The following is a 13,986-nucleotide window of genomic DNA, read 5'->3' as shown; positions in this document are numbered from 1 at the left end:
GATTATTCATGGCACAAAGGTATAAATTTTCTATAGAATCAAAGCGTCTTCCCCCTAGTTTATCGGGTGAGCCCCTTTCAAGCGTAGCGTCACATTATTAATATCTACCAGCCCTACATTGCGGAAATACATTCCCCAACACGGGAACACCGGCCACTCGCTTGTAGAACGTCCTTCAAACCAAGCAGGCAGATTAGGGTCGTCAATGCCGTCAAACTCCAAGTCACAACGACGCATCACTACCTTCTCAGTAGGTGCATTGCCCCAACTCTTTACCGACATTGCCATACGTGTAATGCCACGAGCCACCATATCCTCTATAACAATACGTCCGCAGGTATTGTCATCGCTGAGCGTTACACACAAAGGAGTAAGCACCTCGCGCACACGATTGCGCTTTATCACGATACGGTCCATACGTCCAGGTGCTTTACCCCAACCACCCGGTTCGAGATTTATGGCAGCCTCCGAACGTGTACGGTGCGACGTGATATGCTCGCACTTGCCCGGACCGTAAATGTCACAATCGGAAATCTCAAGTCCCACCGAAGGCATAATCATACGCACGCCATTGCACGATGAGTTCAATACACATTTATTTATAAGCATATCCTCCCAGTAACCACCAGCAATCGCATCGTCACCGGTATGCATCTCACAACTTACAATCTTCAAGTCGCGTCCTCCACGAATATGAATACCGTCCCATCCGCCTTCTATGTGCAGATTGCTAAACACCGACTTGTCTACCTTATAACCCAAGAAGGCATAGTTGGCTGAATGCTTTACCGAGAAACCTGTAAAATGCATGTTGCGACATCCAGCCATCAGTATAGTATGCGGACCACGCATATGTTCCTCGCCAAGCGGATTTCGCACATCCGCTCCGTCTATACAGCCTTCACCTTCAATACCAGCATTGCTTACGCCGACTGCCATAATCATAGCTTTAGACCATTGCGGATCAGTAGCCGAATTATAATTGACTGTACCGCGACCGCTTTCATACATCGACAAGTCGTCAGCGGTCTTCAACGATGCGTAATCGTCCAAGCATGCCGTACCCTTAAGCGTAGCTCCACGTTCAAGACGCACAGCAACACCCGACTTCATATATACAGTTCCGGTAGTAAACACACCGGCAGGCACGGTTACTACTCCTCCACCCTTGTTGCTACATTGCTCTATAGCTCTATTGATTGCGTCGGCATTATTCACCGACTCGTTGTTCGGCACCGCACCAAACGACATGATGCCAACAACTATCGACAAGAATAAATTCATAACAATTGATTTATATCTACAAAGTTAGTACAAATCCAAGAATTTTCAACAAAAACAGAAAAAACTTTCAAAAATATTTGGAGGTTTAAATAAAAAGCTATACCTTTGCACTCGCTTTTAAGGAACAACGCTTCCACAAAGCAATAAGGTCTGGCTCCGTAGCTCAACTGAATAGAGCATCTGACTACGGATCAGAAGGTTGCAGGTTTGAATCCTGCCGGAGTCACAAACATTTCTAAAGAGGATTTTACGAAAGTAAAGTCCTCTTTTTTTGTTTATGCCATAGGAGGCTATGGCGTCCCCGCAGTAGCCTGAGCAAGCAATTATCACAACCTAACCGTTTTCTGCTACGATTTGTTTATTATCAGACATATAATCATGTAAAATTGTAATTTTTCTTTCATTTTCTATTGACATAACATTTATTTTTCGTAAATTTGCCGACACTTTATTAAAGCTTTATGTCACGACACGGTGCTGTCACGCCCCGCTGTCGCGCAGTACAGAAAAGTAGACCAAGGAGTCTTGCGCATGCCTCTCTCGTATTGAGGCATGATGCAGAAGCCAGTCTCGCTGCGCCGGCAAGCCACTGCACCGAAACACAATCCGCCTCCTTTGTATGGAGGCATTAACCAAAGAACAAGAAGAATGAAAGTATTGAAATTTGGCGGAACCTCAGTAGGTTCCGTAGAGAGTATTCTCAGCCTGAAGGCTATTGTAGAGAAAGAGGCTCAGAAGCAGCCGGTCATTATTGTTGTCAGTGCCCTTGGTGGCATCACCGACAAGCTCCTTGCCACTTCGCAGCTTGCACTTAAGGGCGACGAAGCATGGAAGGATGAGTTTCAAGCCATGGTGGACCGCCACCATAAGATGATTGACACCATCATCACCGACACACGCAAGCGCGAGAACCTGTTTAAGATTGTTGATTCGCTGTTTGAGCAGTTGCGCTCTATCTATTTTGGCGTGTTCCTTATCCACGACCTTTCCAAGAAGACACAGGACGCTATCGTAAGCTACGGCGAACGCCTTAGCTCTAATATTGTGGCTACGCTTGTGCATGGTGCCAAGTGGTTTGACTCGCGCGACTTCATCAAGACCGTGCAGAAGAACCACAAGAACACTCTCGATTCTGAACTCACCAACCGACTGGTGCGTCGCACATTCAGCGACCTGCCACGCATCTCACTTGTTCCAGGTTTTATCAGTATGGACCGCGACACCGACGAGATTACCAACCTCGGACGCGGTGGTTCCGACTATACAGCAGCTATCATTGCGGCAGCACTCGATGCTGACATACTCGAAATATGGACTGATGTAGACGGCTTCATGACCGCCGATCCACGAGTTATCAAGACAGCATACACTATCAACGAACTGAGCTATATCGAGGCTATGGAGCTTTGCAACTTTGGTGCAAAGGTGATTTATCCGCCTACGATATACCCCGTTTGTATTAAGAACATACCTATACGCGTAAAGAACACATTCAATCCTGACGCTGAGGGAACCATCATCAAGGCTAAAATAGCCAACGACTCCAAGCCCATCAAGGGTATCTCGAGCATCAACGGCACCACTCTCATCACCGTGACAGGTCTGTCGATGGTGGGTGTCATCGGTGTCAACCGACGTATCTTTACCGCTCTTGCCGACAATGGCATAAGCGTGTTTATGGTGTCACAGGCATCATCAGAGAACTCTACATCTATCGGCGTGCGCGATCAGGACTCACAGGCTGCTGTAGATGTGCTCAACAACGAGTTTGCCAAGGAGATTGAGACGGGCGCCATGTTCCCAATGCACGCTGAGAGCGGATTGGCTACAATAGCTATTGTAGGCGAGAACATGAAGCACACACCTGGTATTGCCGGCAAACTCTTCGGCACTCTTGGCAGAAGCGGTATCAGCGTAATAGCATGTGCGCAGGGTGCATCAGAGACCAACATCTCGTTTGTAGTAGACAGCAAATATCTGCGCAAGGCGCTCAACGTAATACACGACTCGTTCTTCCTTTCTGAATACAAGGTACTCAACCTCTTTGTATGCGGTGTGGGAACTGTTGGCGGACAGCTTCTGGAGCAGATTCACGACCAATATGAAGAGCTGAAACGCACCAAGCGACTGAAGCTAAACGTAGTGGGAATAGCATCATCGAAGAAAGCCATATTCAACCGCGACGGCATCGACCTTACTACATATCGCGAACAACTCGAGCAGGCACCTTTATGCAACGACAATACCTTGCGCGACGAGATTATCAGCATGAACATCTTCAACAGCGTGTTTGTTGACTGTACAGCCAGCAAGGACGTGGCACAGCTCTACCAGTCGTTCCTCGAACATAACATATCGGTGATTGCTGCCAACAAGATTGCAGCCTCATCATCGTACGACAACTACATCCGGCTGAAGGACACGGCCCTGGCACGTGGCGTGAAGTTCCGCTACGAAACCAATGTAGGAGCCGGACTGCCTATCATCGGAACCATCAACGACCTGCGCAACTCGGGCGACGAGATATTGAAGATTGAGGCTGTGCTTAGCGGTACGCTCAACTTTATATTCAATGAGATTTCGGCAGACGTACCACTGTCGGAGGCAGTACGCCGCGCCAAGGAGCAAGGATATAGCGAACCAGACCCACGCATCGACCTTTCGGGCAAGGACGTAATTCGCAAACTCGTAATTCTCGCCCGTGAGGCTGGATATAAGGTAGAGAAGGCTGATGTTGAGAAGCATCTGTTCATACCCGACTCGTTCTTCGAGGGCACAATCGACGACTTCTGGAAGAAGCTGCCACAGCTTGATGCCGACTTTGAAGAGCGTCGCAAGCGACTCGAAGCCGAAGGCAAGCGTTGGCGCTTTGTGGCAACATTCGACCACGGAAAGACCAATGTGGCACTCAAAGAAGTTGACATGCGCCATCCGTTCTATAATCTTGAGGGCAGCAACAACGTGGTATCGCTCACCACCGAGCGCTATCGCGAGTATCCGATGCTCATACAGGGTTACGGAGCTGGAGCAAGTGTAACAGCTGCGGGCGTATTCGCCAATATCATGTCTATCGCTAACGTCTAAAAAGAATTACCCATGAAACACATAATAATCCTCGGCGACGGCATGGCAGATCATGCTGTCGACCGACTCGGAGGCAAGACCCTCCTTGAGTATGCCAACACACCAAACATGGATCATCTGGCTCGCATAGGACGAACAGGACGACTCAATACCGTGCCCGACGGATTTCTACCGGGCAGCGAGGTGGCTAATGCCACTATCCTTGGCTATGACATGAATAAGGTATATGAAGGCCGCGGACCATTGGAAGCAGCTTCAATAGGCTACGACATGCGCCCCGACGACTTCGCCTTGCGCTGTAACATCATCTGCATTGCCGACGGCAAGATAAAGAACCACCACGGCGGGCACCTTACTACCGACGACAGCCAGCAACTCATCAACCTATTGAACGAGAAGCTGGGCAACGACCGTGTGGAGTTTATCAAGGGAATACAATACCGACACTTGCTTATAATAAGAGGTGGCAACAAGCATATAACATGCGCCCCACCCCACGACCATCCCAATGAGCAGTGGCGTGAATTGCTCGTCACTCCCGAACCGGGATATGAAGACAATGGCGAGAAATTCAACGAAGACGAATCATCCGACAGAATGACGGCACAACAGACCGCCGACCTGCTGAACGACCTGATTCTGAAATCGCAGAAAGTGCTTGCACAAGCTCCGCTAAACATAGCAAGACGTGCCGAAGGTAAAGACGAGGCTGACTGTATATGGCCTTGGGGAGGCGGATATCGTCCGCAGATGAAGACGCTTCAGGAGATGTATTCGCAGATAAAGCGAGGCGATGTGATTTCAGCTGTCGACCTGATACGTGGCATCGGCCATTACGCAGGATTGCACAACATCATCGTGCCAGGCGCTACCGGACTTGCCGATACCAATTATGAAGGAAAGGCACAAGCCGCTATTGACGCTCTGCGCAATGACGACTTCGTATTCGTTCATGTCGAAGCAAGCGATGAAGCAGGACATGACGGCGACCTGGAACTGAAGCTTCGCACCATCGAAAACCTCGACAGCCGTATGGTCGGCCCTATATATAATGAGGTGTCAAAGTGGGACGAGCCTGTATGCATAGCCTTAATGCCCGACCATCCCACTCCGGTGGAGATACGCACGCACATGAAAGAGCCTGTGCCTTTCGTCGTATGGTATCCCGGAATAGACCCTGACAACGTTAAGACATACAGCGAAGTGAGTTGCGTAAACGGTAGCTACGGCATGCTGCACCTTACAGAGTTCATGGACATGTTTATGGGCATAGACGTTCCTGCAATTTAACACTTAACAATCAACACTTAACATTTTAAATTCTATGAAATATTACAGCACCAACCATACAGCTCCCCTCGCCTCTCTGCACGAGGCAGTAGTAAAAGGACTTGCACCTGACCGCGGTCTCTATATGCCAGAACACATAAAGAAACTGCCTAAGGACTTTTTTGAAAACATCGATAAGCTCTCGTTTCAGGAGATAGCATACAAGGTGGCAGATGCCTTCTTCGGCGAAGACATCAAGGCAGACGACCTAAAGCGCATCGTATACGACACCTTGGCGTTCGACTGCCCCATAAAGGAAGTTGAACAGAATATCTACTCGCTCGAACTCTTCCACGGACCAACACTTGCATTTAAGGATGTAGGCGCACGCTTCATGGCGCGTATGCTGCAATACTTCATACGCGAAGAGGGAACCAAGAATGTCAATGTACTTGTAGCTACAAGTGGCGACACTGGTTCGGCTGTAGCCAATGGTTTCCTTGGTGTAGAGGGCATCCATGTATACGTGCTCTATCCAAAGGGCAAGGTTAGCAAGATTCAGGAGAGCCAGTTCACCACACTCGGACAGAACATCACAGCCATTGAGGTTGACGGTGTGTTTGACGACTGCCAGGCTCTTGTAAAGCAAGCGTTCATGGACGACGAGCTTAACAAGCACATGAAGCTTACTTCAGCCAACTCTATCAACGTGGCACGCTTCCTTCCGCAGGCGTTCTACTATTTCTACGCCTATGCACAGCTTAAGCGCATTGGCAAGGAGCACGGATACGTAATATGTGTGCCGAGCGGCAACTTCGGCAACATCACAGCAGCTATATTCGGCAGAGAAATGGGATTGCCCGTAAAGCGTTTCATCGCTGCCAACAATGCCAACGACATCGTTTACAAGTATCTGCAGACTGGCGAGTACAATCCACGCCCAAGCATTCAGACCATTGCTAATGCCATGGACGTAGGCGACCCGAGCAACTTCGCACGCATCAACGACCTTTTCAAGGGCGACTGGAAAAAGATTTCAAGTCTGATGAGCGGTGCTACATACAGCGACGAGCAGATACGCCAAACCATGCGCCAGTGCTACGACCAGAACCACTACATCCTCGACCCACACGGAGCATGCGGCTATCAGGCATTGAAAGACCTTCTGCTCGACGGTGAAGTGGGCGTGTTTGGCGAGACAGCTCATCCAGCCAAGTTCAAGGACACTGTAGAATCGGCTATCAACGCCGAGGTTGCAATACCCGAACGTCTTGCAGCATTTATGAATGGCGAGAAGAAGAGCATAGCCATGTCGAAGGAATTCAGCGACTTCAAGAAGTTGCTGATGAGCGAATAATTAAGGGCTTCTTTACTCTCCAAAAGTAACTACATTTGGAGAGTAAGGAAGCCCTAATTGCATTTTATGGTGTCTCCGATACAACAAAAGAAAACACACATTAATTATGTTTTCCCCCTAAAGTTTATTATCTTTGTAGTCTAAATGGCAATAGCCATAATTAAAAGCCCTAAAGTACAAATCGACTTTTTATTCAAAGTTAACTATAAAGATATGCCTATACAAAGTGAAGCCGCCCTCGAAAACGGACTTATAGCCACTCTTCAGAAGATGAACTACGAGTATGTTCATATTGAAGAGGAGAAGAACCTGTCTGCCAATTTCAAAAGGCAGTTGGAGAAACACAACAAGAAGAAATTGGAGGAACTTGGACGCACAGAGTTTACGGAGTCTGAGTTTGAGAAGATACTTATCTATCTTGAAGGTGGCACCCGCTTTGAAAAGGCAAAGAAATTGCGTGACCTCTTTCCGCTTGAACTGGAAAGCGGCGAGCGCCTGTGGGTAGAGTTCTTGAACCGCAACCATTGGTGTCAGAATGAGTTTCAAGTTTCCAATCAAATCACGGTTGAGGGCAGAAAGAAGTGTCGTTACGATGTCACGATACTTATCAACGGTTTGCCTTTAGTTCAAATAGAACTTAAGCGCAGAGGTGTGGAACTGAAACAGGCATATAATCAGATACAACGCTATCACAAGACCTCCTTTCACGGGCTGTTCGATTACATTCAGCTGTTCGTAATATCTAACGGCGTGAACACCCGCTATTTCGCCAACAATCCGAACAGTGGCTATAAGTTCACGTTTAACTGGACGGATGCCGCCAATGTGCCTTTCAACGACTTGGAGAAGTTTGCCACAGTGTTCTTCGACAAGTGTACGTTGGGCAAGATTATTGGCAAGTACATTGTATTGCACGAGGGAGACAAATGCCTGATGGTACTTCGCCCTTACCAGTTCTATGCCGTGGAGAAGATTCTTGACCGTGTGGAAAACTCTAATGATAACGGCTATATCTGGCATACAACAGGAGCAGGCAAAACCTTGACTTCTTTCAAGGCAGCCCAACTCGTATCGGAGCTGGACGATGTGGATAAGGTGATGTTTGTGGTTGACCGCCACGACCTTGACACGCAGACGCAAGCCGAATATGAAGCCTTTGAGCCAGGTGCCGTTGACAGCACCGACAACACGGACGAACTGGTGAAGCGTCTGCACAGCAATTCGAAGATTATCATTACCACCATACAAAAGCTCAATGCTGCTGTAAGCAAGCAGTGGTATAGCAGCCGTATTGAGGAAATACGTCATTCTCGCATCGTGATGATATTCGATGAGTGTCATAGAAGCCATTTCGGAGAATGCCACAAGAATATCGTGAAGTTCTTCGACAATACGCAGATGTTCGGATTTACGGGCACGCCTATCTTTGTAGAGAATGCGGTGGACGGACATACCACAAAGGAAATCTTCGGCAACTGTCTTCACAAATACTTGATAAAGGATGCCATTGCCGATGAAAACGTGCTTGGCTTCCTTGTGGAATATTACCACGGTAATGAGGATGTGGATAATGCCGACCAAGACCGCATGACGGAGATTGCCAAATTCATCCTTAATAATTTCAATAAATCAACATTCGACGGAGAGTTCGACGCATTGTTTGCCGTGCAGTCTGTGCCGATGCTTATCCGCTACTACAAGATATTCAAGAGCCTCAACCCGAAGATCAGAATCGGAGCTGTCTTCACATATGCTGCCAACAGCAGCCAAGACGACGAACAGACAGGCATGAACACCGGTGGCTTTGCAAGTGACAGCACAGGCGATGCAGACGAGCTGCAAGCCATAATGGACGACTATAATGATATGTATGGAACGAGTTTCACTACAGAAAACTTCCGTGCATATTACGATGACATCAACCTCCGCATGAAGAAAAAGAAGGCTGACATGAAGCCGCTTGACCTCTGCTTGGTTGTCGGAATGTTCCTTACTGGCTTTGACAGCAAGAAACTCAACACGCTCTATGTTGACAAAAACATGGAGTATCACGGATTATTGCAAGCGTTCAGCCGTACCAACCGTGTGTTGAACGAGAAGAAGCGTTTCGGTAAGGTCGTTTGCTTCCGTAACTTGAAAAGTAAGGTGGATGAGTCCATCAAACTTTTCAGCAATGGCAACCCAATAGAAGATATTGTGCGCCCACCATTTGAAGAGGTAAAGAAAAACTATCAAGAACTGACAAAGGATTTCTTGGAGCACTATCCCGAACCGCATTATGTGGACTATTTGCAAAGTGAGAACGACAAGAAGCAGTTTATCCTCGCTTTCCGTGACATCATCAAGAAGCACGCAGAGATACAAGTGTATGACGAGTTTGAGGAGGATGCCCCCGACCTCGGAATGACAGAACAACAGTTTATGGACTTCCGCAGCAAGTATCTTGATATATACGATTCGTTTGCTGTCAAGAACGATGATCCAAAGAAAGGTTATCAAGTTCCAGAGGAAGAATCAAGCATGGTTGGTGAACCAGACCCTCTTGAAGAAGCCGCAACTGGTATGGGCGATATTGATTTCTGCTTGGAACTCCTGCATAGTGATATTATCAATGTTGCCTATATATTGGAGTTGATTGCAGACCTCAATCCTTATAGCGAGGACTACAAAGAGAAGCGTAAGCATATCATCGACACAATGATTAAGGATGCCGAACTTCGCAGTAAAGCAAAACTCATTGACGGATTTATCCAAAAGAATGTGGATGATGACCGTGACAACTTCATGGCTCGCAAACAAAAGGCTGATGGTACAAGCGACCTTGAAGAGAGGTTGAACAACTATATCGTCACCGAACGTAACAATGCAGTCAATACGCTTGCAAAGGACGAGGATCTGGATGTATCCGTGCTCAATCATTACCTCTTGGAGTATGACTACTTGCAAAAGGAACAGCCTGAAATCATACAAGAGGCATTGAAGGAGAAACACTTGGGACTGATAAAAAAGCGTAAGGCATTGACAAGAATACTCGATAAATTGCGTTCTATAATAAGAACATTTTCTATGTGTTAAGTGTTAGTGATAAGTGATGAAGTGTTAGTGATAAGTGATGAAGTGATGAAGTGTTGCACTGCAACCACTTAGTCACTAATCACTAAAACATAAAACTTAAAAAAAAGATTATGAAGCAAAGTATATTAAAAGATAAGAGCAAGCTTTTTGCACTAAGGGTTATACGCTTGTACAAGTATTTATGTGAAGAAAAGAAAGAATACGTTCTTTCAAAACAATTACTTAGAAGTGGTACAAGTATCGGAGCAAACATTGCCGAAGCCTTTTACGGACAAAGCGAAGCAGATTTTGTTGCGAAATTGTCTATCTCGCAGAAAGAAACGAGTGAAACCATTTATTGGTTAGAATTATTACATGAGAGTGAATATTTAAAAGATAATGAATTTGATAGTGTTTATAGTGATGCAGAGGAATTAATCAAACTATTGACATCCTCTATAAAAACAATTAAAGAAAAAATGCTACAAAGCAAACATAATCACTAATCACTAAAACTTAATACTTAATATGAGCGAAGAATTACAACAGAAACTCCGTGACCAACTTTGGGAAGTAGCAAACAAGCTGCGTGGCAACATGTCTGCCAGTGACTTTATGTATTTCACCCTTGGCTTTATCTTCTATAAGTATTTGTCGGAGAAGATAGAGAAACACGCCAACGACGCATTGGTCGACGACGAGGTGACGTTCAAGGAGTTGTGGGCTATGGAGAAGGACGAAGACGTAGAGGCGTTGCAGGAAGAGGTAAAGACTGAATGTCTGGAAAACATCGGCTACTTCATTGAACCAAACTTCCTGTTCTCGTCTGTTATTGAGAGTATCAAGAAGAAGGAGAACATTCTGCCGATGCTCGAACGCTCATTGAAGCGTATTGAAGATAGCACCCTCGGACAGGACAGCGAAGAAGACTTTGGCGGTCTGTTCTCTGACATTGACCTTGCATCACCCAAGTTGGGCAAGACTGCCGATGACAAGAATACTTTGGTCAGCAATGTTCTTCTTGCACTTGATGATATTGACTTTGGTGTGGAAGCATCGCAAGAGATTGACATTCTCGGTGATGCCTACGAGTATATGATTAGCCAATTTGCCGCGGGTGCAGGCAAGAAAGCTGGTGAGTTCTACACTCCTCAGGAAGTGAGCCGTATCTTGGCAGAGATCGTAACCATCGGTCATGCTCGTCTGCGCAATGTCTATGACCCAACTTGTGGTAGTGGTTCGCTGTTGCTCCGTGCAGCAAGCATCGGTCATGCAAACGAGATTTTCGGACAGGAGAAGAACCCTACGACCTACAACTTGGCTCGTATGAATATGCTTCTTCACGGCATAAAGTTTAGCAACTTCCGCATAGAGAATGGCGACACTTTGGAGGCTGATGCTTTTGGCGATACACAGTTTGACGCTGTGGTAGCAAATCCTCCTTTCTCTGCCGAATGGAGTGCAGCCGATAAGTTCAATAACGATGATCGTTTCAGTAAGGCAGGACGCTTGGCACCTCGAAAGACTGCCGATTACGCATTTATTCTCCACATGATTTACCACCTCAATGAGGGTGGCACAATGGCTTGTGTCGCTCCTCATGGTGTGTTGTTCCGTGGCAATGCCGAGGGCGTAATCCGCCGTTTCCTCATTGAGAAGAAGAACTATGTGGATGCCATCATCGGTCTGCCTGCCAACATCTTCTATGGCACAAGCATCCCGACCTGTATCTTGGTGTTCAAGAAATGCCGTAAGGAGGATGACAACATTCTGTTTATTGATGCCAGCAAGGAGTTTGAAAAGGTAAAGACCCAAAACAAGCTCCGTCCGCAGCATATCAAGAAGATTGTTGATACCTATCGTGAGCGCAAGGAGATAGAAAAGTACAGTCATCTCGCCACACTGCAAGAAGTAGCTGAGAACGACTACAATCTCAACATTCCTCGTTACGTTGATACTTTCGAAGAAGAAGAACCCATCGACATTCATGCCGTCATGAAAGAAATCAAGGATTTGGAAGCCAAACGAGCCGACCTTGACAAGGAGATTGAAGGGTATTTGAAAGAGTTGGGATTGGTAGAATAGGCTTTTTTACCAAGTTGGTAAAATTTTAGAAGATTTTCAATATGGCTGAGAAAGATAATATACCAGAAATGCGTCCTACGTTTGATGCAATCCGCAGGACTGACGAAAACAACAAGGAATATTGGAGTTCGCGCGACCTTTGTAATGCTATGGGATATTCTACTAACTGGAAATTCCAAAATGTCATAAATAAGGCAATTGCCGTAGCCAATCAAAAAGGCATGAAGATTGATGACCATTTCAACCAAACGGTTGATATGGTCAAGCTCGGTAGTGGTGCATATAGAAAGGTGAACATATTCCGTTTGTCTCGTATGGCGTGCATGATTATAGCTGAAAATGCAGACGGAAAGAAACCTCTGGTGCAACAAGCAAGAGAATATTTTTCGCAGTCCGTTTCTACCACAGAACTTATTCAAAGCTCGCTGGAATCCAACATATTGCTGTATAAAACAGCACAAGGCGAAACACGTATTGAAGTGATATTCAACAACGAGACATTTTGGATGTCGCAAAAACGCATGGCAGATTTGTTTGGCGTAGACCGAGCAACGATTGCTTATCACCTTTCTCAAATTTATGAAAGTGGAGAACTTACAAAAGAGGCAACTTGTAGAAAAATTCAACAAGTTCAACTTGAGGGTGAGCGTGATGTTGAACGTACTCCTTTGTTCTACAACCTTGATGCCATTATTGCCGTAGGTTACCGTGTGAACAGCTATCAAGCAACTCAATTTCGTATATGGGCAACTTCTGTGTTGAAGGAGTTTATCATCAAGGGGTATGTACTTGATGACGAACGCTTGAAACAAGGCAAGCATTTCGGCAAGGACTACTTTGATGACTTGTTAGAACGCATCCGTGAGATACGGACGTCTGAACGTCGCTACTATCAGAAGATAACGGATGTATATGCAGAGTGTAGTGCTGATTATGATGCAAAATCAGAAAGTACCAAATTGTTCTTCAAGATGGTGCAGAATATGATGCACTTGGCTGTCACACATCATACCGCAGCAGAGATTGTCTATAACAGAGCTGATGCCGAACAGCCACACATGGGGCTTACCACATGGAAAAAAGCACCTAACGGACGAGTACAAAAGTCGGACACAATTGTAGCCAAGAACTATTTGTCGGATACCGAACTTAATCAACTCAATGGCATAACTACTTCATTCCTTGACTTTGCTGAGACTCGTGCCCAACGCCATATCATTACAACAATGGAAGATTGGCGAAAGCGACTTGCCCAGTTCCTTGCGGCAATGGACTATGAGGCAAACCCTTCGGCAGGAACTGTTTCGCAAGATGAAGCAAGAGCAAAGGCTTATGGAGAATATGAGAAATATAAGCTCATCCAAGACCGTTCATATATTTCTGATTTCGACAGATTTAATAATGGTGATGATGAAACGCCTCTGCTGCCTTTCGACCTCAATCCAAAGGAAATTTAAAATAAAAATTTGTCTACCAAGCAGGTAGACTATTTCAGAACCATCAATTAAGGATTTAAAATGACAACAAAAATAAATAACGAACAAAAGAAACTCAATGTCCCAAATCTCAGATTCCCTGAGTTTCAGGGGGAGTGGGAGAAGTGCATTTTAGGGGACATTACAGAAAATTTTAATTTAAGGAATAAGGATAAGATACAATATCCAATGTTTTCTGTAACTAATGATAGGGGATTTGTCCCTCAATCTGAACAATTTGAAGGCAGAGATATGGTCGGTGAAGACATTAAAGCATATAAAATAATACACACAAATGATTTTGCTCTAAATTCCGCAGCACTTTAGTTTAACTTTTTTATAAGTACTTGAGCAACAAAAAGTTGCCCAGGATTTTGC

General features: G+C 45.8%; 10 protein-coding genes and 1 tRNA gene. 9 read left to right on the top strand and 2 right to left on the bottom strand.

The annotated features are described in order from the left end of the window. Positions 1-54: 54 nt before the first annotated feature. Positions 55-1,284, bottom strand: coding sequence for a glycosyl hydrolase family 28 protein (locus I6E38_RS12350; RefSeq protein ID WP_235394276.1), 1,230 nt, complete (start codon positions 1,282-1,284; stop codon positions 55-57). A gap of 152 nt (positions 1,285-1,436) precedes the next feature. Between I6E38_RS12350 and I6E38_RS12345 the strand changes: the two genes are divergently transcribed. Next, positions 1,437-1,510: transfer RNA gene (locus I6E38_RS12345), tRNA-Arg, on the top strand. Positions 1,511-1,748: 238 nt separating this feature from the next. On the opposite strand, the gene I6E38_RS12340 is transcribed toward I6E38_RS12345, so the two are convergent. After that, positions 1,749-1,913 carry a hypothetical protein gene (locus tag I6E38_RS12340; RefSeq protein WP_235394275.1) on the bottom strand — a complete coding sequence of 55 codons (165 nt, stop codon included), beginning with the start codon at positions 1,911-1,913 and terminating at the stop codon, positions 1,749-1,751. Between the two features lie 19 nt (positions 1,914-1,932). Here I6E38_RS12340 and thrA point away from each other — a divergent pair, with 19 nt between their 5' ends. From thrA to I6E38_RS12300, 8 genes are all read left to right on the top strand, one after another. Beyond that, positions 1,933-4,368, top strand: a complete 2,436-nt coding sequence (thrA, locus tag I6E38_RS12335; protein ID WP_235394274.1) for a bifunctional aspartate kinase/homoserine dehydrogenase I — start codon at positions 1,933-1,935, stop codon at positions 4,366-4,368. Positions 4,369-4,380: 12 nt separating this feature from the next. Continuing rightward, positions 4,381-5,658: a cofactor-independent phosphoglycerate mutase gene (locus I6E38_RS12330; protein WP_235394273.1), complete on the top strand. Its 1,278-nt coding sequence runs from the start codon at positions 4,381-4,383 to the stop codon at positions 5,656-5,658. 34 nt (positions 5,659-5,692) lie between these two features. After that, positions 5,693-6,994: a threonine synthase gene (thrC, locus tag I6E38_RS12325; RefSeq protein ID WP_235394272.1), complete on the top strand. Its 1,302-nt coding sequence runs from the start codon at positions 5,693-5,695 to the stop codon at positions 6,992-6,994. A 213-nt stretch (positions 6,995-7,207) separates the two neighbouring features. Further along, the gene (locus I6E38_RS12320) at positions 7,208-10,069 is read left to right on the top strand and encodes a type I restriction endonuclease subunit R (RefSeq protein ID WP_235394271.1); all 2,862 of its coding nucleotides are present in this window, start codon (positions 7,208-7,210) and stop codon (positions 10,067-10,069) included. 110 nt (positions 10,070-10,179) lie between these two features. Further along, the gene (locus I6E38_RS12315) at positions 10,180-10,554 is read left to right on the top strand and encodes a four helix bundle protein (RefSeq protein ID WP_178685599.1); all 375 of its coding nucleotides are present in this window, start codon (positions 10,180-10,182) and stop codon (positions 10,552-10,554) included. Positions 10,555-10,576: 22 nt separating this feature from the next. Continuing rightward, positions 10,577-12,133 (top strand): type I restriction-modification system subunit M, encoded by a 1,557-nt coding sequence (locus I6E38_RS12310; RefSeq protein ID WP_235394270.1) that lies wholly within the window; start codon positions 10,577-10,579, stop codon positions 12,131-12,133. Positions 12,134-12,174: 41 nt separating this feature from the next. Then, entirely contained in the window at positions 12,175-13,590 is a 1,416-nt protein-coding gene (locus tag I6E38_RS12305; RefSeq protein WP_235394269.1) for a virulence RhuM family protein, read from the top strand. Positions 13,591-13,650: 60 nt separating this feature from the next. Next, positions 13,651-13,935: a hypothetical protein gene (locus I6E38_RS12300; protein ID WP_235394268.1), complete on the top strand. Its 285-nt coding sequence runs from the start codon at positions 13,651-13,653 to the stop codon at positions 13,933-13,935. Positions 13,936-13,986: the final 51 nt, after the last annotated feature.

It is taken from the genome of Leyella stercorea, from assembly GCF_021531355.1.
Classification (GTDB): Bacteria; Bacteroidota; Bacteroidia; order Bacteroidales; family Bacteroidaceae; genus Prevotella.
This window is presented reverse-complemented; position numbering and strand designations above follow the sequence as displayed.